This window comes from Achromobacter xylosoxidans A8 (genome assembly GCF_000165835.1).
Taxonomy (GTDB): Bacteria; Pseudomonadota; Gammaproteobacteria; order Burkholderiales; family Burkholderiaceae_B; genus Achromobacter; species Achromobacter xylosoxidans_B.
Genome location: NC_014640.1, coordinates 5,345,550 through 5,364,607 on the forward strand (window position 1 = coordinate 5,345,550; position 19,058 = coordinate 5,364,607).

The 19,058-nt window shown below is 65.3% G+C and carries 16 protein-coding genes; 9 read left to right on the forward strand and 7 right to left on the reverse strand.

From position 1 onward, the window contains the following. Positions 1-24: 24 nt before the first annotated feature. On the reverse strand, positions 25-657 hold the full coding sequence (locus AXYL_RS24650; protein WP_013395591.1) for an RlmE family RNA methyltransferase: 633 nt from the start codon (positions 655-657) through the stop codon (positions 25-27). An 18-nt stretch (positions 658-675) separates the two neighbouring features. Between AXYL_RS24650 and AXYL_RS24655 the strand changes: the two genes are divergently transcribed. Next, positions 676-1,275 (forward strand): YhbY family RNA-binding protein, encoded by a 600-nt coding sequence (locus AXYL_RS24655; protein WP_013395592.1) that lies wholly within the window; start codon positions 676-678, stop codon positions 1,273-1,275. Positions 1,276-1,405: 130 nt separating this feature from the next. Here AXYL_RS24655 and greA read toward each other — a convergent pair whose 3' ends face one another. After that, on the reverse strand, positions 1,406-1,882 hold the full coding sequence (greA, locus tag AXYL_RS24660; protein ID WP_041654241.1) for a transcription elongation factor GreA: 477 nt from the start codon (positions 1,880-1,882) through the stop codon (positions 1,406-1,408). A 660-nt stretch (positions 1,883-2,542) separates the two neighbouring features. On the opposite strand from greA, the gene AXYL_RS24665 reads away from it, so the two are divergent. Beyond that, complete coding sequence (locus tag AXYL_RS24665; protein ID WP_013395594.1) at positions 2,543-4,162, forward strand: methyl-accepting chemotaxis protein; 1,620 nt, start codon at positions 2,543-2,545, stop codon at positions 4,160-4,162. Positions 4,163-4,214: 52 nt separating this feature from the next. Here AXYL_RS24665 and AXYL_RS24670 read toward each other — a convergent pair whose 3' ends face one another. Beyond that, a complete protein-coding gene (locus AXYL_RS24670) occupies positions 4,215-5,525 on the reverse strand; it encodes a solute carrier family 23 protein (protein WP_013395595.1) in 1,311 nt (436 codons plus the stop codon). 138 nt (positions 5,526-5,663) lie between these two features. Between AXYL_RS24670 and AXYL_RS24675 the strand changes: the two genes are divergently transcribed. The 6 genes from AXYL_RS24675 (at position 5,664) to AXYL_RS24700 (ending at position 12,015) form a co-directional block, all read left to right on the forward strand. Continuing rightward, positions 5,664-6,092, forward strand: coding sequence for a FlxA-like family protein (locus AXYL_RS24675; protein ID WP_013395596.1), 429 nt, complete (start codon positions 5,664-5,666; stop codon positions 6,090-6,092). 129 nt (positions 6,093-6,221) lie between these two features. Continuing rightward, positions 6,222-7,547 (forward strand): ABC transporter substrate-binding protein, encoded by a 1,326-nt coding sequence (locus AXYL_RS24680; protein ID WP_013395597.1) that lies wholly within the window; start codon positions 6,222-6,224, stop codon positions 7,545-7,547. 91 nt (positions 7,548-7,638) lie between these two features. Then, positions 7,639-9,351, forward strand: coding sequence for an ABC transporter permease (locus AXYL_RS24685; protein ID WP_013395598.1), 1,713 nt, complete (start codon positions 7,639-7,641; stop codon positions 9,349-9,351). Further along, positions 9,348-10,433, forward strand: coding sequence for an ABC transporter ATP-binding protein (locus AXYL_RS24690; protein ID WP_013395599.1), 1,086 nt, complete (start codon positions 9,348-9,350; stop codon positions 10,431-10,433). Before AXYL_RS24685 ends, AXYL_RS24690 begins: the two co-directional genes overlap by 4 nt. A 10-nt stretch (positions 10,434-10,443) precedes the next feature. Continuing rightward, positions 10,444-11,352 carry a LysR family transcriptional regulator gene (locus AXYL_RS24695; protein ID WP_013395600.1) on the forward strand — a complete coding sequence of 303 codons (909 nt, stop codon included), beginning with the start codon at positions 10,444-10,446 and terminating at the stop codon, positions 11,350-11,352. An 18-nt stretch (positions 11,353-11,370) separates the two neighbouring features. Further along, positions 11,371-12,015, forward strand: coding sequence for a histidine phosphatase family protein (locus AXYL_RS24700; protein ID WP_013395601.1), 645 nt, complete (start codon positions 11,371-11,373; stop codon positions 12,013-12,015). Between the two features lie 4 nt (positions 12,016-12,019). Here AXYL_RS24700 and AXYL_RS24705 read toward each other — a convergent pair whose 3' ends face one another. The 3 genes from AXYL_RS24705 to carA form a co-directional block, all read right to left on the reverse strand. After that, positions 12,020-12,784: an SDR family oxidoreductase gene (locus AXYL_RS24705; RefSeq protein ID WP_013395602.1), complete on the reverse strand. Its 765-nt coding sequence runs from the start codon at positions 12,782-12,784 to the stop codon at positions 12,020-12,022. An 89-nt stretch (positions 12,785-12,873) separates the two neighbouring features. Continuing rightward, complete coding sequence (gene carB, locus AXYL_RS24710) at positions 12,874-16,113, reverse strand: carbamoyl-phosphate synthase large subunit (RefSeq protein ID WP_013395603.1); 3,240 nt, start codon at positions 16,111-16,113, stop codon at positions 12,874-12,876. Between the two features lie 10 nt (positions 16,114-16,123). Then, entirely contained in the window at positions 16,124-17,278 is a 1,155-nt protein-coding gene (gene carA / locus AXYL_RS24715) for a glutamine-hydrolyzing carbamoyl-phosphate synthase small subunit (RefSeq protein ID WP_013395604.1), read from the reverse strand. A gap of 219 nt (positions 17,279-17,497) precedes the next feature. Here carA and tal point away from each other — a divergent pair, with 219 nt between their 5' ends. After that, positions 17,498-18,451 (forward strand): transaldolase, encoded by a 954-nt coding sequence (tal, locus tag AXYL_RS24720; RefSeq protein ID WP_013395605.1) that lies wholly within the window; start codon positions 17,498-17,500, stop codon positions 18,449-18,451. Between the two features lie 71 nt (positions 18,452-18,522). Here tal and AXYL_RS24725 read toward each other — a convergent pair whose 3' ends face one another. Next, positions 18,523-19,050 (reverse strand): carboxymuconolactone decarboxylase family protein, encoded by a 528-nt coding sequence (locus AXYL_RS24725; protein WP_013395606.1) that lies wholly within the window; start codon positions 19,048-19,050, stop codon positions 18,523-18,525. Positions 19,051-19,058 lie beyond the last annotated feature (8 nt).

Below are 19,058 nucleotides of genomic sequence, written 5' to 3' on the forward strand. Positions count from 1 at the left end.
GGGGCGATGCGCCCCGAATCCGGGCTACTTCAGATCGCGCGCAACCAGAAAGGTTTCGGAGGATTTGTCCCGCGATGCCTTCGGCTTGCGTTCGACCACCCGCTTGAAGCGCTGCTTGAAGGACTCCACGATCTGCGAAAAGCCGCTGCCGTGGAAAGCCTTGACGATCAGCACTCCGTTGGGCTTCAGGTGGGCGCAGGAGAATTCCATCGCCAACTCGCACACATGCTGGATGCGCGCGGAATCGGCAATACCCACCCCTGACAAGTTGGGGGCCATGTCGGAAATAACAAGATCCACCGCGCGCGATCCGACCATGTCTTCCAATTGTTTCAGAACTTCATCATCGCGGAAGTCGCCCTGGATGAATTCCACGCCCGCCACGGGCTCCATGGGCAGCAGGTCGAGCGCAATGATGCGGCCGTCCACGACCCCACCCGGCCCCGCCAGGCGCTCGCGCGCCACTTGGGACCAGCTGCCGGGCGCCGAGCCCAGATCGACCACCAGGTCGCCCCGGCGCATCAGCTTTTCGGTATCCAGGATCTCGATCAGCTTGAAGGCGGCGCGGGCCCTGTAGCCCTTCTGTTGCGCCAGCTTCACATAGGGATCGTTGATGTGCTGGTGAATCCAGTCTTTGGAGAATTTATTCTTGGCCATTACCGTACAATTCCACGCATGCCTATATTAGAACTTACCTCTCGTGAGCGCAGCGACCTTCGGTCCGCCGCTCACCCTCTGCGCCCCGTCGTCCTGATTGGCGACAATGGCCTGACCGAAGCCGTGCTCAAGGAAATCGACCTGGCACTGACTTCGCATGGCCTCATCAAGGTGCGCGCCGGCGGTGATGACCGCGAGGCCCGCGACGCAATGCTGTCGACCATCTGCGACACGCTTTCCTGCGCTCCCGTGCACCACCTGGGCAAGACGCTGATCCTGTTCCGCCCGCTGGCCGGCAATATCAAGCCCGCCGCGCTGGCCGCCATGGAACCCGAGCGCCCCGCCAAGCGCCGCGCCTCCGAGCCGCATACGCCCAAGAAGCTGGCCGCCGAAGGCAAGACCCTGGCCAAGCGCCCTCGCCGCAGCGAATCCGAAGAGCCCAAGCCGAAGACGCGCTTCGTGCCCCAGGACCAGCTCAACAAGAACGGCAAGCCCATGCGTCCCGGCACCAAAAAGACCACTGCCAGCGGTCACGGCATTCCCCGCCGCGGCGGCAGCGCGCTCAGCCTGCGGGCCGGGGCACGCAGCGGCACCAGCCGCAAGTCGTCGAAAAGGTAAGCGCCGGGCACAAAAACGGGCGCTTTACGCGCCCGGTCCACCATAGCGATCCGCATTAAACCGCGGAATTCAGTCGAACGCACGGTTCGAACCATGGTGTTTTGACAACATCCAGCTTACTACATTGGCGTCAGATGTAACGGACGCCCAGGACTTCATACTCGCGAACGCCAGCCGGGGCCACGACCTCGACCACGTCGCCTTCGCTCTTGCCGATCAACGCGCGCGCCACCGGGCTCGACACGGAAATCAGGTTCGACTTGATGTCGGCTTCAACGTCGCCGACGATCTGGTACGTCACGCGATCGCCCGAATCCAGGTCCTCGATGTCGACGGTGGCGCCAAACACGGCGCGGCCTTCGGCCTCAAGGGCGGTCGGGTCGATCAGATGGGCATTGGAAAGCGTGCCTTCAAGCTCGGCAATCCGGCCCTCGATAAAGCCTTGGCGCTCGCGAGCTGCGTCATATTCGGCATTTTCCGACAGATCACCCTGCGCACGCGCTTCAGCGATCGCGTTGATAACGGCAGGACGTTCCACGGTTTTCAGCCGCTGGAGCTCTTCTTGCAAGCGCTCGGCCCCGCGCACGGTCAAAGGAATGGCAGACATGTCGTTTCCCAAACAAAAGTAGAAAACGCCCCGGACGGAGCGTTCTCGGTGAAGGTCGTAATCCTGGCGCGCGCCGTCGATCGGGGTATCGACATTGACGAGCGGCGCGGACGACCAAAACAAAACCCCGGCTCGGGTCGGAACCGGGGCAATCAAGGTCATATTGTGGTCAAAGTCCACGGGAATTGCAAGCCGCCGGAGAAAACGCCGTTTTCGCCGCATTTCGCCGCTGTAACCCGCTAAAACCCGTCATTTCTTTCAGGTTCTCCCAATTTCTCCGAAAACCGGGCAGCACGTACTGACAGCCGTGCATCCGTGGCGCATATGTTGCGTAAAAACTACTTTTCAATAGTTTTTTTACAACGCAGTCGAAATACAACTCCCAAAAACGCCAGGAAAACGGGTCTAAGGCAGTATAAAACAACAATTTGTGTCATTAATAACAATTAAATACATATTGCATTAAGAGAACTATTGTCTGCCCAGGCCCTGGCAGACCCCGAGCACAAGCCAGGCGCAAGAGTCTTATTTTTGCGGGTGTTTGCAGTGGTGGCGGACGCATCGCAGCCATCCGGCGCGACGTTCGCCGTTCCGCCAGGCGGCGGGCGGCCGGGGCCGTTCCCGCACGCGGCGGATCGCGTTCAAGAACGAGGAGCTCTCATGCTGGAAAAACTGAAAGTCCGTACTGGAATGCTGCTGGTTCTGGGCTGCTTTGTGGTCGCCCTGACGCTGGCTTGCGGCTTGAGCTGGATGAATGCCGAGAAAAGCGTGACCGAGATCAAGGACCTGAACAATGTCGCGGTCCATCAGGTCGACCCGCTCTACGAAGCCAACGCCGCCCTGCTGCGCGCGCGGCTGGCGCTCGGTGCAGGCATGGCTGCCATGCAGGCCGGCGGCATGGACCAGGCCGGGCTGGCTGGCGAGGAAGCCGCCAACCATCTGAAGCAGGCGCGCGAGCGTTTCGCCCGCTACATGGCCGTACCCAAGAGCCCGCGCGGTGAGCAACTGGCCCAGACGCTGCAGGGGCGATTCACCGAATACGCCGCCATCCTGGACACGCTGGAGTCCAACATCAAGGCACGCTCGCCAGCCAAGTACCGTCAGGACGAGGGGCGGCTGCCCCAGGCCGACGCCTACTTCATGAAAGACATGCAAGCCTTCCTGGGCCGGGTCCAGGAGCGTAGCGACGGCGTGCTGGCGAGCTCCGAGCAGACCTACGCCACCGCACGGATCTCAGCGGTCGCGCTGATATCGGTTGCCCTGCTCCTGACCGCGCTGTGCTGGACCTTCATCCGGCGCGCCGTGCTCCGTCCGCTGCAGGAGGCCGGCCGGCACTTCGATCGCATCGCGGCCGGCGACCTGACGAACCGCGTGGAGACCCGCTCCAACAATGAGATCGGCGTCCTGTTCGCCTCGCTCAAACGCATGCAGGAAGGCTTGACCCGCACCGTAACGTCGGTCCGACAGGGAGTAGACGAGATCAACGTGGGCGCGGCTGAAATCGCGGCCGGCAACGCCAACCTGTCAGTGCGCACCGAAGAGCAAGCCGCGGCGCTAGAGGAAACGGCTTCGACCATGGAAGAGCTGGCGGTCACCGTCAAGCAGAACGCGGAGAACGCCGCCCAGGCCAATCAGTTGGCCGCGGTCAGCATGGACGTGGCGCAACGCGGCGGCCAGAACGTGGAGCAGGTAGTGGCCACCATGCACGGCATCTCGGACAGCTCGCGGCGGATCTCGGACATCGTATCGGTGATCGACGGCATCGCTTTCCAGACCAATATCCTCGCGCTGAACGCCGCAGTCGAGGCCGCGCGCGCCGGCGAACAGGGCAAGGGCTTTGCCGTGGTAGCGGGCGAAGTCCGTACGCTGGCCCAACGCGCCGCACAAGCCGCCAAGGAGATCAAGACGCTGATCGAGGCCTCGGTGGACACCGTCGCCGCCGGATCGGCCCAGGTCGCTGCCACCGGGCAAACCATGCAGGAAATCGTGGATTCGGTGCAAAGGGTGGCCGCGATCATGGCTGAAATTTCAGCAGCGTCGGCCCAGCAGGCCGGCGGCATCGACCAGGTCAGCCTGGCGATCACGCAGATGGACGAGGTCACGCAGCAGAATGCCGCGCTGGTCGAGGAAGCCTCCGCCGCAGCGGCCGCGATGGAGGAACAGGCGCGGCGCCTGGCGGAGGCAACCTCCGTATTCAAGACGCAATCGGGACAGGTGATCGAGGCGGCGCCGGTGGCGCTAACCGGCACGGGCGCCGCCTCGCGGCTGTCGCGCACCTAGGCGCGCCAGCCGGCCATGCGCGTGACGCCAGGTCCGCGCATGGCCGCGCCGCTTACTTCCTGCGGCGCAGCAGGGCGTACAGGATGATGGCGCCGAAGGTGGCGGTGCCGATGCCGCCCAGCGTGAAATTGCCCAGCTTGACCGTGAAGTCGCCCGCGCCCAGCACCAGCGTGACCGCGGCCACAATCAGGTTGCGGTTGTCGCTGAAGTCCACCTGGTTGACCACCCAGATGCGGGCGCCGGCGATGGCGATCAGACCGAACACCACCACCGACATGCCGCCCAGCACGGGCGCGGGGATCATCTGGATCAGCGCGCCGAACTTGGGCGAGAAGCCCAGCACGATGGCGATCAGGGCCGCCACCACGAACACCAGCGTCGAGTAGATACGTGTGACTGCCATCACGCCGATGTTCTCGGCATAGGTGGTGACGCCCGTGCCGCCCACCGCGCCGGACACCATGGTGGCGACCCCGTCGCCGACGAAGGCGCGGCCCAGGTAGCGGTCCAGGTCCTGGCCGGTCATGGCGCTGACCGCCTTCACGTGGCCCAGGTTCTCGGCCACCAGGATGATGGCGACGGGCACGATCAGGCCCATGGCCTCGGCCTTGAACACCGGCGCGGCGAAGTGCGGCAGGCCGAACCAGGCCGCGGCGGCCACGCCGGAGAAATCGATGGGCTTGCCCAGGCCCATGCCGTTGGCGAGGATGCCGTACAACACGCAGGCCAGGATCATGCCGACCAGGATCAGCAGGCGCTGCACCATGCCCTTGGTGAACACGGCGATGCCGCCCACGCAAAGGATGGTCACCATGGACATCACGCTGTCAAAGCCCGACGCGCCCATCGCGCCCTTGGCGGCGATAGGGGCCAGGTTCAGGCCGATGACCGCGACCACCGCGCCCGTGACCACGGGCGGCATCAGGGTGTCGATCCAGTTCGCGCCGCCCCCGGCCCTCGCGTTGACGAACCAGACGATCAGGCCGATCAGCGTGTAGGCCAGGCCGCAGGCGATGATGGCGCCCAGGGCCACGCCGATATTGGCGTTGGCGCCGCCGCCGGCATAGCCGGTCACCGCGATCACGCCGCCGATGAAGGCGAAGCTGGAGCCCAGGTAGCTGGGAACGCGGCCGCCGACGAACAGGAAGAAGATCAGGGTGCCGATCCCTGACATCAGGATGGCGACGTTCGGGTCAAAACCCATCAGCAGCGGCGCCAGCACGGTGGAGCCGAACATGGCGACCACGTGCTGCGCGCCCATGGCCACGTTCTTGGGCCAGGACAGTCTTTCATCGGGCGCGATGATGACGCCGGGTTCGGAGTCGTCCGCCAGGCGCCAGCGTGGAAAGTAGGAATTGGACATGGATATCCCAAAGTAGGTGTTGGGTGTGAGCGGGCGCCAGTGTAAAGGGGGCCGCAAACGGGCGGCAATGCTTAAGTTCACCGTCAGAATGCCGTACTAGTGAAAACCCCGAAATCCTCATAGGCGGCAGGAGCAATCATGGCGATCGATCCCATCAGCGGCAGTTCCCGAATCAACAGCCTGGCCGACCTCTGGGCCCAGAAGATCCAGGCCAACAAGGAAGCCAAGAGCGCCTCGGACGCGGAAGCGAGTACGGTGTCCGCGGACGGCAAGATCCGCGTCAACGCCCCCGGCGGCCTGAAAATGGGCAACGTGCAGGAAACCAAGGAAACCGAAGACTCCAGCAACGACGACGCCTACACGCGCCAGATCAAGGAACTGCAGAAACAGCTCAAGCGCGTGATGGACCAGATCGCCAAGGTCAAGGCCAGCGGCATGCCGGCCGAAATGAAGGCCCAGCAACTGATGGCGCTCAATGCCCAGGCGATGCAGATCCAGCAGCAGATCACAGCAGTGATGGACAAGCAGGCCCGGGCCATGCAAGGCGGCGTATCCGCCACCGCCTAGCGGGCAAGGCACGGCGCCCCGCGCGGCCGGGGCGCCCGCATTGATGGCGCGCATCAAAATTTCTGATTGGACGCTGTCCAGGCCGGCCAGTACTGTCTCCGGACAAATCTAAAACCACGGAGACAAACCATGCATGCAATGCGCACAGCCCTTGCAGGTGCGGTGCTGGCCGTTTGCGCGGCCCCTGCCCTGGCAGGCACCGTCACGGTGATCACGTCGTTCCCCAAAGACCTGACCCAGGCCTACAAGACAGCCTTCGAAAAGGCCAACCCCGGCATCACGCTGGAAATCCTGAACAAGAACACCGTGTCGGGCATCGCCTATGTGCGCGAAACGCCCGCCGGCCAGCGTCCCGAGGTGTTCTGGGCCAGCGCGCCCGACGCCTTCGAAGTGCTGGGCCGCGACAAGCTGCTGGCGAACTCCGCCGACGTGGCCAACAAGCAGGTGCCGGACAAGATCGGCAACTACCCCATCAACGATCCGGGCGGCATGTACCTGGGCCAGGCCCTGGCCGGCTACGGCATCATCTACAACACGCGCTACATCGCCGCGCACAAGATCCCCGCGCCGGTCGAATGGAAGGACCTCCTGTCGCCGCAATGGTTCGGCCACGTCGGCATCACCTCGCCGTCGCGCTCGGGCACCATGCACCTGACCGTGGAAACCATCCTCCAGGGCGAGGGCTGGGATGAGGGCTGGAGCACGCTGCTGCGCATGTCGGGCAACAGCAGCGCGGTCACCGAGCGCTCGTTCGGCGTGCCCGATGGCGTGAACAACGGCCAGTTCGGCGCCGGGCCGGTGATCGACTTCTTCGGCCTGTCCAGCAAGTATTCCAAGTTCCCGGTGGAATTCGTCTACCCCTCCGAAACCGCCATCGTGCCCGCCAACATCGCGCTGATCCAGGGCGCGAAGAACACCGAGGAAGGCAAGAAGTTCATCGCCTTCACGCTCAGCCAGGCCGGGCAGGAACTGCTGCTGGAGCCCAAGATCTCGCGCCTGCCGGTGCTGCCCTACTCGGCGCTGGCCGGCAAGATTCCCCAGGGCTATCCCGACCCCGCCGAAATCGCCAAGCGCAGCAAGGTGCAATTCAACGCCGACCTGTCGCAGTCGCGCTACTACGTGGTGCAGTCGCTGTATGACCAGACGGTGACGTTCCGCCTGAAGGAACTGCAGGCCGCCACCAAGGCCATCTACGACGCCGAAGCCAAGCTGGGCGACAAGGCCAAGAGTGGCAAGGCTGCCGAGCTGCTGGCACAGGCCCGCAAGCTGACCTGGGCGCCGCTGGTCGACGGCAAGAAGGCCGCGGATCCGGCGTTCCTGGCGATCTTCGCGGGCAACAAGAAGGACGCCGCCGTGAACCAGCAGATCACCCAGCTGGAAGGCGAGTGGAACGGCCGTTCCAAGGCGAACTATGAAGAAGCCGTGAAGCTCGCCAAGCAGGCCGCCGCGCTCTAGACCGCCACACCCGCAGGACGCGCGCGGGCCGGACGGGACCAGTCCCGTCCGCCGCCGCGGTTTTCCCCTGGCAACGATTTCGGGAATCTCGATGAATTCTTCGGGCCACTCGCGCCTGCCCGTCGGCCCCTTGCTGACGGCGCTACTGGTGTTCGGTTTTCTGCTGCTGTTTTTGGCCGTGCCGGTGGGTACGGTGTTCTACAGCGCCTTCGTGAACGCCGACGGCAGCTTCACCATGGGCCATTTCGGCGCCTTCTTCAACCAGCCGCTGATGAAGGAAGCCTTCTTCAACAGCCTCTACGTAGCGGGCTGGTCGGCGCTGCTGGCATCGCTCATCGCCGTGCCGCTGGCGTACTTCACGGTGCGCTTCGATTTCCGCGGCGCGCTGCTGATCCAGACGCTGGGCGTGCTGCCGCTGATCATGCCGCCCTTCGTGGGCGCGGTCGCGATGCAACTGATCTTCGGCCGCTCGGGCAGCGTGAACCTGCTGCTCAACGACTGGTTCGGCTTCACCATTCCCTTCATGGAAGGCTTGAACGGCGTCATCTTCGTGGAGTCGCTGCACTACTTCCCATTCATCCTGATGAACCTGGTGGTGGCGCTGCGCAATATCGACGGCGCCATGGAGGAAGCGGCCTTCAACCTGGGCTCGCGGGGTTTCCGCCTGTTCCGCCGCGTGATCTTTCCGCTGGCCCTGCCCGGTTACGTGGCCGGCGCGTCCCTGGTGTTCGTCAAGGTGTTCGACGACCTGGGCACGCCGCTGGTGCTGGGCACCACCAACATGCTGGCGCCGCAAGCCTATCTGCGCATCACGCAGGTCGGTCTGGAAGACCCGCTGGGGTATGTGATCAGCGTCATCATGGTCGGGTTCTCGATCCTGGCCCTGTGGTTGTCGGCGCGCGTGCTCAAGGGCCGCGACTATTCCACCCTGCAGAAGGGCGGCAGCTCCATCCAGAAGCGCAAGCTGCGGCCGATGGAAAGCGTGCTGGCCTATGGCTGGATCATCCTGGTGCTGCTGCTGGTGCTGTCGCCGCACATGGGCGTGCTGCTGCTGTCGCTGGCCAGCGTCTGGAGCTTCGCGCCGCTGCCGGACGGCTATACGCTGGCGCATTACTCGGCGGTGTTCTCCGAATCGCAGGGCATGATTGCCAACACCCTGCTCTATTGCGGCCTGGCCGCAGGTGTGGACGTGATCCTGGGCACCGCCATCGCCTATCTGATGCTGCGTACCCGCCTGCCGGCGCGCCAGTGGCTGGACTTCCTGGCCTCCGCCGCGCTGGCGATCCCGGGCATCGTGCTGGCTATCGGTTTTCTGCGCACCTTCCGCGGCATCGAGCTGCCCGGCACCGGCACCCTGCTGACCTCGTCGTGGATCATCATCATGATCGCGTACTCGGTGCGGCGGCTGCCTTATGCGTTGCGCTCCTGCGTGGCGTCCTTACAGCAGATCAATATCTCGCTTGAAGAAGCCGCGCAATCTCTGGGGGCGACCCGCATGAGCACGATACGCCGCGTGGTCGTGCCGCTGATGGCCGGCGGCATGCTGGCAGGCTTCGTTACCAGCTTCGTGACAGCGGCGGTCGAGCTGTCGGCCACCATCATGCTGGTGACCAAGGACAGCCAGGCGCCCATGAGCTACGGCATCTATCTGTACATGCAGAGCGCGGCGGGCCGGGGCCCGGGCGCTGCGCTCGGCGTCCTGGCGGTGGCCGCAGTGGCCATCGGCACGTATGTATCGCACCTGCTGGTGGAGCGCGCCCAGTCGCGCCAGCGGCCGGCTCGCAATGAAGGGGAATCCGCATGAAGAAAGTCAGCGTCGAATGCCGCAACATCCGGCTGTCCTACGGCAAGACGGAAGTGCTGAAGGACGTCAACATCAGCATCGAGCCCGGCGAGTTCTTCGCCTTGCTGGGACCGTCAGGCTCGGGCAAGTCCACGCTGCTGCGCCTGATCGCCGGCTTCAACCGGCACAGCGCCGGACAGCTGCTGGTGGACGGCAAGGACATCAGCGGCACGCCGCCCTGGAACCGCAATATCGGCATGGTGTTCCAGAACTACGCCCTGTGGCCGCACATGACGGTGTGGGACAACGTGGCCTTCGGCCTGGTCGAACGCAAGCTGCCGCGCGCCGAGATCCGCGCCAAGGTGGAAGCCGCGCTGGACCTGGTCGGCCTGTCCCAGTACGGCAAGCGCCGGCCCAACCAGCTTTCCGGCGGGCAGCAGCAGCGCGTGGCCCTGGCCCGCACCATCGTCATCGAGCCCCAGGTGCTGCTGCTGGACGAGCCGCTGTCCAACCTGGACAAGAAGCTGCGCGTGCAGATGCGCCAGGACTTGCTCAGCCTGCAGCGCCGGCTCGGCATCACCACCATCTTCGTCACCCACGACCAGGAAGAAGCCATGACCACCGCCGACCGCATGGCGGTGCTGGACCATGGCGTGGTCCAGCAGATCGGGGCGCCCAGCACCTTGTTCGACTATCCGGTGAACCGCTTCGTCGCCAACTTCGTGGGCACGATGAACGTGCTGGAAGGCGATGTGCGCGAACGCACCAGCGGCAGCGTGGTGCTGGCGGTGGAAGGCGTAGGCGACCTGCACCTGCCGCTCGCTGGCGAAGCGCCGGCCGCATCTCGGCTGGCGGCCAGCTTCCGTCCGCATACCGTGCAGATCGAAATGGCGGACGGGCTGGGCGACGCGCGCTACGTCTGGCTGCCGGGCATCGTGGAAAGCAGCGAGTTCCTGGGCGAATTTACCCGCTATCAGGTGCAGATCGGCGAACAGCGGCTGACGGCGGACCAGTCGCATCTGGCGGGGCTGTCGCCTTTCCCGATCGGCGCCCCGGTCTCCATCGGGCTGGAACCCACCCAAGTGCGGCTGCTGGCGGCCTAAACTCTGGCCCATGGAAATCTATCAGATCCGCGCCTTCGTCACGGTCGCCCGGCTGGGCAACCTGACGAAGGCGGCCGAGGCGCTGTCGCTGACCCAGCCTGCCGTGACCGCCCAGATCAAGGCGCTGGAGCAGAGCCTGGGCGTGGCGCTGTTCGACCGCAGCGGCGGCCGCCTGGCCCTGGCCAAGGCCGGCGAGGTGTTGCTGCCCACCGCCGAATCGCTGCTGGTGCTGGGCGCGCAGTTCAAATCCGAGGCCCAGCAGCTGCAGGGCAGCCTGCATGGCGCGGTCGAACTGGGCGTGCCCAGCGAGAAGCCGGACTTCCTGCGCCTGGGTGAGCTGGCCTCGGCCGTCACCCAGCGCCTGCCGCTGGTCGAACTCAAGACCCAGACCCTGCCCGCCGCCGCGCTGGCCGAGCAAGTCAGCACCGGCCGCCTGCCGGCGGCGCTGATCATCGCCGCCAATCCGCCGCGCGGCGTGCTCTGGCAGCCGCTGCGCAGCGTGCGCTACCGCATCGCCATGCCCCGCGAGCACGCCGCGGTGCTCAAGCGCGGCGGCTGGCGCGAGGTAGCGCAATTGCCCTGGCTGGACGGCCCCGCCGGCAGCCACACGCACCTGCTGCTACGGGATATGTTCGAACGCCATGGCCTGTCGCCGCGCATCGTGATGCAGAACGACGACCAGGCCAACCTGGACGCGCTGGTGCGCGCGGGCGCCGGTTGCGCCCTGCTGCGCGAGGAAGCGGCGCTGGCGGGCGCGGCCTCGAACGACTTCATCGTCTGGGGCCAGGCGCGCGTCGACGCCATGCTCGGATTCATCCTGCCCTACGAGCGCGCTAGCGAGCCCGCGCTGGTCGCGTTAAGCTCGATCATTCAAACCATCTGGAAACCGCGCACGCCCATCGCGCCGGCCCAGCTTTAATCCTGCATCAAGATCGTAATGACTGAAATCTGGTTCATCCGCCACGGCGAAACCGACTGGAACCGCCAGCGGCGCCTGCAAGGCTGGCAAGACATCCCCCTGAACGAATTCGGCGTCAACCAGGCCAGCCTGCTGGCCGCGCGCATGCGCGAGGAAGCCCGCCACACGCCCATCCACGCCATCTACAGCAGCGATCTGCAGCGCGCCCACGCCACCGCCGTGCCCGTGTCCGAACAGCTGGGTCTGCGCGTGCGCGTGGAGCCGGGCATCCGCGAGCGCGGCTTCGGCGTACTGGAGGGCCTGGACCACGAACGCATCGACGTGCTGGCCCCCGAAGCTGCGGCCGCCTGGAAAAGCCGCGATCCGCTGCGCCCGCTGGACGGCGGCGAAACGCTGGGCCAGTTCCAGTCCCGCGTCATCTCCACCGTGGACGACATTGCCAGCCGCCACGACGACGAGCGCATCCTGATGTTCACGCACGGCGGCGTGCTGGACATCATCTGGCGCCATGCCTCGGGCGTGCCACTGAACGGGCCGCGCGACGCCTCGCTGCTGAATGTCAGCATCAACCGCGTCGGCGTACAGGGCCGCAAGTGGCAGGTGCTGGACTGGGGCGACGTGGGCCACGTGACCGACGAGGTCGGCAACGACGTGGTGCCCTGAGACTTCAGCGCGCGCGGCGCGGCTTGCGCGGCGCGTTGCGCGCCAGCCTGTCGTAGACGGCGTTGGGCAGAAGCCGCATCAGCTTGGCCACGATGCCCATCTGCCACGGAATCACCACATAGGACGCGCCCCGCCCGATCGCGCTGCGCGCGCGGCGGGCGAAGGCATCCGCCTCCATCAGGAACGGCATGGAATACGGATTGTGCGCCGTCATCGCCGTCTTGATGTAACCGGGCGCTATGGTCACCACGTCCACGCCTTCGGCGGCCAGTTCCAGCCGCAGGCTTTCGCAGTAGGTCACCACCGCCGATTTGGACGCGCTGTAGGCGCCCGCTCCCGGCAGCCCCCGCACCCCCGCCACGCTGGCGATGCCCACCAGGCGGCCTGATCTGGCCGCGCGCATGGACGCGATGAAGGGTTCGAAAGTCGCCACGGTGGCCAGCAGATTGGTATCGACGATAGCCTTGAAGACGTCGTAGTCCTCGCCATGCTCGGTCAGCGTGCCTGCGCTGATGCCGGCGCTGGCGATGACCACGTCCACCCGCCCCTGGCAGAAAGCAATGAAATCCTGGGCCGCGGCATGCAGGGCCTGGCGATCGCGCACGTCCACCGCATAGCAGCGGTGCTCGCCCGGCAGGCTGTCGGCCAATTCCCGCAAGGCGTCCTCGCGCCGGCCCAGCAGGCCCAGGGTGGCGCCGGTAGAGGCGTACTGCTGCGCCAGGGCGCGTCCCAGGCCGCTGCTGGCGCCGGTGATGAAGACTCTTTCCATGTGTGCCTGATGCCTGTAGTGGCGTTGCGGAATCGCGTTGCAAAAAAATAGGGCACGCTCTCGCGTGCCCTATTGTGTCGCTTGCCGGCTTAGCCTTGCAAGGAAGCGTGCAGCTCCTGCAGCGGATACACCTGCAGGCCCAGGCCTTGGCGCAGATACTGCATGCCTTCGACCGCGGCGCGGGCGCCGGCGATGGTCGTGAAGAAGGTCACGCGGGCGGCCAGCGCCTGGGTGCGGATGGTGCGCGAATCAGCGATGGCGTTGCGGCGCTCTTCGACGGTGTTGATGACCAGCGCGATCTCGCCGTTCTTCACCATGTCGACGATGTGCGGACGGCCTTCGTTGACCTTGTTCACCAACTGCACCGGGATGCCGGCAGATTCAATCTCGGCAGCCGTGCCGCGCGTGGCGACCAGCTTGAAACCAAGCGCGTGCAGGCCGCGCGCCACTTCCACCGCCAGGGGCTTGTCCTGGTTCTTGACGCTGATGAACACCGTGCCGGATTCCGGCAGGCGCACGCCCGCGGCCAATTGCGACTTGACGAAGGCTTCGCCGAAGCTCGTGCCCACGCCCATCACTTCGCCGGTCGACTTCATTTCCGGACCCAGGATGGTGTCCACGCCCGGGAACTTCACGAACGGGAACACGGCTTCCTTGACCGAGAAGTAAGGCGGCACGACTTCCTTGGTGATGCCCTGGGCGGCCAGGGTCTGGCCTGCCATGGCGCGCGCGGCGATCTTGGCCAGCTGCAGGCCGGTGGCCTTGGAAACGTAAGGCACCGTGCGCGAAGCGCGCGGGTTCACTTCCAGCACGTAGACGTCGCCGCCCTGGATCGCGAACTGCACGTTCATCAGGCCGCTGACGTTCAGCGCCTTGGCCATCATCGTGGTCTGGCGCTTGATCTCGGCGATGACTTCCGCCGACAGCGAGTACGGCGGCAGGCTGCAAGCCGAGTCGCCCGAGTGCACGCCTGCCTGCTCGATGTGTTCCATGACGCCGCCGATGAAGACGGTTTCGCCGTCGGCCAGGCAGTCCACGTCCACTTCGGTGGCGTTGTTCAGGAAGCGGTCCAGCAGCACGGGCGAGTCATTGCTGACCTTCACGGCCTCGCGCATGTAGCGCTCGAGGTCTTGCTGCTCGTGCACGATTTCCATGGCACGGCCGCCCAGCACGTAGCTGGGGCGGACCACCAGCGGATAGCCGATTTCGGCGGCGTGGGCCAGGGCCTCGCCTTCCGTGCGCGCGGTGCGGTTGGGCGGCTGGCGCAGGCCAAGCTTGTTGAGCAGCTTCTGGAAGCGCTCGCGGTCTTCGGCCACGTCGATGGATTCGGGGCTGGTGCCGATGATGGGCACGCCGTTCGCTTCCAGGGCGCGCGCCAGCTTCAGCGGGGTCTGGCCGCCGTACTGGACGATCATGCCGACCGGGTTTTCCTTGTGGACGATTTCCAGCACGTCTTCGAGCGTCAGCGGCTCGAAGTACAGGCGGTCGGAAGTGTCGTAGTCGGTGGACACGGTTTCCGGGTTGCAGTTGACCATGATGGTCTCGTACCCATCGTCGCGCAGCGCCAGCGCGGCATGCACGCAGCAGTAGTCGAACTCAATGCCCTGGCCGATGCGGTTCGGACCGCCACCCAGCACCACGATCTTCTTGCGGTCGGTGGGCGCGGCTTCGCACTCTTCCTCGTAGGTCGAGTACATGTAGGCCGTGCGGGTGGCGAATTCAGCGGCGCAGGTATCGACGCGCTTGTAGACCGGACGCACATTCAACTGGTGGCGCAGCTTGCGCACTTCGGATTCCGAGGAATCCAGCAGGAAAGCCAGGCGGCGGTCGGAGAAACCGCGGCGCTTGAGTTCCCACAGCGTGGCGTAGTCCAGGTCGGCCAGCGTCTTCTGTTCCAGCGCCAGTTCGATGTCGACGATTTCCTTGATCTGCGACAGGAACCACGGGTCGATGTGCGTGATGTTGTGCACTTCGTCCAGCGTGAAGCCCTGCGCGAAGGCGTCGCCCACGTACCAGATGCGTTCCGGACCGGGTTCGCCCAGTTCGACCTGCAGCTTCTCGCGGTCGGTGGTCTTCTGGTTCAGGCCGTCGACGCCGACTTCCAGACCGCGCAGCGCCTTCTGGAATGATTCCTGGAAGGTGCGGCCGATGGCCATGACTTCACCCACGGACTTCATCTGGGTGGTCAGGCGCGCGTCGGCGGTGGGGAATTTCTCGAAGGCGAAACGCGGCACCTTGGTGACGACGTAGTCGATCGAGGGTTCGAACGAAGCGGGCGTGGCACCGCCGGTGATTTCGTTCTTGAGTTCGTCCAGCGTGTAGCCCACGGCCAGGCGCGCGGCGACCTTGGCGATGGGGAAGCCGGTGGCCTTGGAGGCCAGCGCCGACGAACGCGACACGCGCGGGTTCATCTCGATGACGATCATGCGGCCGTCGCGGGGGTTGACCGCGAACTGCACGTTCGAGCCGCCCGTATCCACGCCGATCTCGCGCAATACCGCGATCGATGCGTTACGCATGATCTGGTATTCCTTGTCGGTCAGCGTCTGAGCCGGCGCCACGGTAATGGAGTCGCCCGTGTGCACGCCCATCGGGTCCAGGTTTTCGATGGAGCAGACGATGATGCAGTTGTCCGCCTTGTCGCGGACCACTTCCATCTCGAATTCCTTCCAGCCCAGCAGCGACTCTTCGATCAGCAGTTCGCTGGTGGGCGAAGCTTCCAGGCCGCGGCGGCAGATGGTTTCGAATTCTTCGGCGTTGTAGGCGATGCCGCCGCCCGAACCGCCCATGGTGAAGCTGGGGCGGATCACGGCGGGGAAACCGGAAGTGCCGACTTCGGCCGCGATGCGGCGCTGCACTTCCCAGGCTTCGTCCATGCTGTGGGCCACGCCCGACTTGGCCGATTCCAGGCCGATGTCGGTCATGGCCTGCTTGAACTTCTGGCGGTCCTCGGCCTTTTCGATGGCGTGCTCGTTGGCGCCGATCAGTTCCACGTTGTGCTTCTTCAGCACGCCGTGGTGGGCCAGGTCCAACGCGCAGTTCAGCGCGGTCTGGCCGCCCATCGTGGGCAGCAGCGCATCGGGCTTTTCACGCTCGATGATCTTTTCGACGGCTTGCCAGGTGATGGGCTCGATGTAGGTGACGTCGGCCGTTTCCGGATCCGTCATGATCGTGGCCGGGTTGCTGTTCACCAGGATGGTGCGATAGCCCTCGGCCTTGAGCGCCTTGCACGCCTGTGCGCCGGAATAGTCGAATTCGCAGGCCTGCCCGATGATGATGGGGCCGGCGCCGATGATGAGTATGCTTTTTAGGTCTGTACGCTTGGGCATGATGCAATCTTTACTTTTGGCCGGACATCAGGTCGATGAACTTGTCGAACAGTTCAAGGATGTCGTGCGGACCCGGGCTGGCTTCGGGGTGACCCTGGAAGCAGAAGGCCGGGCGGTCGGTGAGCTCGAAGCCCTGCAGCGTGCCGTCGAACAGCGAAACATGCGTCACGCGCGCGGTGGCCGGCAGGCTGGCCGCGTCGACCGCGAAGCCATGGTTCTGGCTGGTGATGAACACGCGCTTGGACTGAAGGTCCTGCACGGGGTGGTTGGCGCCGTGGTGGCCGGTCTTCATCTTGAGCGTCTTGCCGCCCAGCGCCAGGCCCATGATCTGGTGGCCCAGGCAGATGCCGAACACCGGCAGCTTCTTGTCCAGGAAGGCGCGCGTGGCCTCGATGGCGTAGTCGCAGGGCTCGGGGTCGCCGGGGCCGTTGGACAGGAACACGCCGTCGGGGTTGAGCTTGAAGACTTCCTCGGCGCTGGTCTGGGCCGGCACCACCGTCAGGCGGCAGCCGCGATCAGCCAGCAGGCGCAGGATGTTGGTCTTGATGCCGAAGTCGTAGGCCACGACGTGGAACTTGGACTGGTCGGGCTTGGAGAAGCCCTTGCCCAATTGCCAGGTGCCTTCGGTCCATTCGGCGCTGTCCTTGAGCGACACCACCTTGGCCAGGTCCTGGCCGGCCATGCCGGCAAAGCCGCGGGCCAGTTCGACGGCGCGCTCAGCGTCGGCGCCAACGAAGATGCAGGCGCCCTGGGCGCCCTTTTCGCGAAGGATACGGGTGAGCTTGCGGGTGTCGATGCCGGAAATGGCGACGACGCCTTGCTCGGCGAGGTACTCAGGCAACGATTGCGTGGAACGGAAGTTCGACACGCGGGCGGGACAGTCACGGACCACCAGGCCGGCGGCGAAGACGCGCTTGGCTTCCACGTCTTCGGCGTTGACGCCAGTATTGCCAATATGCGGATAGGTCAGCGTAACGATCTGGCCGCTATAGCTGGGATCGGTGAGAATTTCCTGGTACCCGGTCATCGCGGTGTTGAACACCACTTCGGCAACGGTATGCCCAGGCGCACCGATCGACACGCCTCGAAAAATGGTACCGTCCGCCAGAGCCAGAATTGCAGGAGGGAAGCGGTTGATCCCCTCGGGAAAGAGTTGCGGCAGCACAGTAAACCCCGGTTTTAGAATCGATAATCAAACCTTCGGATTATACCCTGAGCGGGCGTTTTCCCTGGCGAACCGCGCCAAATAAGGCCGGAAACGGCGTTTTGGCCTGTTTTTCCGCGTCCCGCCGTCCCCCTCCCTCATCCAGCCGACAGCGCCCTGGCGGCCTCAGTGATACGCTAGGACACCTTCAACCCTAGCCTGCTGCGAGCCGTATCGTCCATGTCCAGCCAACTTGACGCCCTGCGCAACCACACCACCGTCGTCGCCGACACGGGGGATTTCGAAGCCATGAAGGCGCTGCGTCCCACCGACGCCACGACGAACCCGTCCCTTATTCTCAAGGCCGTCCAGCAGGACGCCTACCGCCCCCTGCTGGAAAAGACCGCGCGCGAGCACCGCGGCGCGCCCACCGCCGAACTCATGGACCGCCTGCTGGTCGCCTTCGGCCGCGCCATCCTGGACATCGTGCCCGGCCGCGTCTCGACCGAGGTCGATGCCCGCCTGTCCTTCGACACCCGCGCCACCATCGAGCGCGCCCGCAGCCTGATCGCCCTGTACGAAGCCGCCGGCGTGCCGCGCGAGCGCGTGCTGATCAAGATCGCCTCGACCTGGGAAGGCATCCAGGCCGCCCGCGCCCTGCAATCGGAAGGCGTGCGCTGCAACCTGACCCTGCTGTTCTCGCTGCCGCAGGCCGTGGCCTGCGCCGACGCCCACGTGCAGCTGATCTCGCCCTTCGTCGGCCGCATCTACGACTGGCACAAGAAATCCGCCGGCGCCAATTGGGTCGAAGCCGATAACGCCGGCGCGCGCGATCCGGGCGTGCTGTCCGTGACCCGGATCTACCAGTACTACAAGCACTTCGACATCCCCACGGAAATCATGGGCGCGAGCTTCCGCAACGTCGGCCAGATCCTGGCGCTGTCGGGCTGCGACCTGCTGACCATCAGCCCGGAGCTGCTGACCAAGCTGGCCGGTACCCAGGGCGACGCGCCGGCACAATTGCGCGCGGACGACGTCCCCGCCAACATCGCCCGCATCGGCGCGGACGAAGTCACGTTCCGTACCCTGCTCAATGAAGACGCGATGGGCAGCGAGAAGTTGTCGGAAGGCATCCGCCTGTTCGTGGCGGACGCGGTCAAGCTGGATGCGCTGATCGAGGCGCAGCGGACCTGAACCGGGCGGGCGCCGCGGCGCCCGTCGCTACGCAGGCGAAAGGATGCGCGGCCGGCGGCCGCGCGCCTGCGTCAGCGGTGATCGTGCGAATGCACCTGCAACGCTTCCAGGAAGCGCGACACCATGTTGTAGGCCGCTACCGTCGCAGTCAGTTCCACGATGAGTTTTTCCGAACCCATCGCCGCCCGGGCGGCCTGGAATACGGCCTCGGGCACCTGTACCTGCCGCGTCATGGCGTCGGTGTAAGCCAGCACGGCCTTTTCGCGTTGGTCGAACAGGTCCGAGCTTTCCCAAGCATCCAGTGCGTCCAGTTGCGCCTGCGACACGCCTTCCTTCAGCGCGATCGGCGCATGCTGGTCGGCCTCGTAAGGCGCGCCGTTGATGACCGCCACGCGCATGATCACCAGTTCCCGCAGGTCGCCCGGCAAGGTGCTGAGCTGGCGGATCGAAGTCAGATAGTTGAGCCAGCCGCCCGCCACGGCGGGGCTGTGCAGCAGCATCTGGTACAGGTGCAGCACGCTGCCGCGCTCGGCGACGATGCGGTCGACCAGCGGCTTGGCTTCGGGATGGGTCAGGTCGGCATAGGGCAGACGGGCCATGGGAACTC

Excerpts from the sequence above, each read along its gene's own strand:
- carB (WP_013395603.1), bottom strand. The coding sequence starts at position 16,113 with ATGCCCAAGCGTACAGACCTAAAAAGCATACTCATCATCGGCGCCGGC.
- AXYL_RS24680 (WP_013395597.1), top strand. The coding sequence starts at position 6,222 with ATGCATGCAATGCGCACAGCCCTTGCAGGTGCGGTGCTGGCCGTTTGC.
- greA (WP_041654241.1), bottom strand. The coding sequence starts at position 1,882 with ATGTCTGCCATTCCTTTGACCGTGCGCGGGGCCGAGCGCTTGCAAGAA.
- AXYL_RS24685 (WP_013395598.1), top strand. The coding sequence starts at position 7,639 with ATGAATTCTTCGGGCCACTCGCGCCTGCCCGTCGGCCCCTTGCTGACG.
- AXYL_RS24670 (WP_013395595.1), bottom strand. The coding sequence starts at position 5,525 with ATGTCCAATTCCTACTTTCCACGCTGGCGCCTGGCGGACGACTCCGAA.
- AXYL_RS24695 (WP_013395600.1), top strand. The coding sequence starts at position 10,444 with ATGGAAATCTATCAGATCCGCGCCTTCGTCACGGTCGCCCGGCTGGGC.
- tal (WP_013395605.1), top strand. The coding sequence starts at position 17,498 with ATGTCCAGCCAACTTGACGCCCTGCGCAACCACACCACCGTCGTCGCC.
- AXYL_RS24705 (WP_013395602.1), bottom strand. The coding sequence starts at position 12,784 with ATGGAAAGAGTCTTCATCACCGGCGCCAGCAGCGGCCTGGGACGCGCC.
- AXYL_RS24725 (WP_013395606.1), bottom strand. The coding sequence starts at position 19,050 with ATGGCCCGTCTGCCCTATGCCGACCTGACCCATCCCGAAGCCAAGCCG.
- AXYL_RS24650 (WP_013395591.1), bottom strand. The coding sequence starts at position 657 with ATGGCCAAGAATAAATTCTCCAAAGACTGGATTCACCAGCACATCAAC.
- AXYL_RS24675 (WP_013395596.1), top strand. The coding sequence starts at position 5,664 with ATGGCGATCGATCCCATCAGCGGCAGTTCCCGAATCAACAGCCTGGCC.
- AXYL_RS24700 (WP_013395601.1), top strand. The coding sequence starts at position 11,371 with ATGACTGAAATCTGGTTCATCCGCCACGGCGAAACCGACTGGAACCGC.
- AXYL_RS24690 (WP_013395599.1), top strand. The coding sequence starts at position 9,348 with ATGAAGAAAGTCAGCGTCGAATGCCGCAACATCCGGCTGTCCTACGGC.
- AXYL_RS24665 (WP_013395594.1), top strand. The coding sequence starts at position 2,543 with ATGCTGGAAAAACTGAAAGTCCGTACTGGAATGCTGCTGGTTCTGGGC.
- AXYL_RS24655 (WP_013395592.1), top strand. The coding sequence starts at position 676 with ATGCCTATATTAGAACTTACCTCTCGTGAGCGCAGCGACCTTCGGTCC.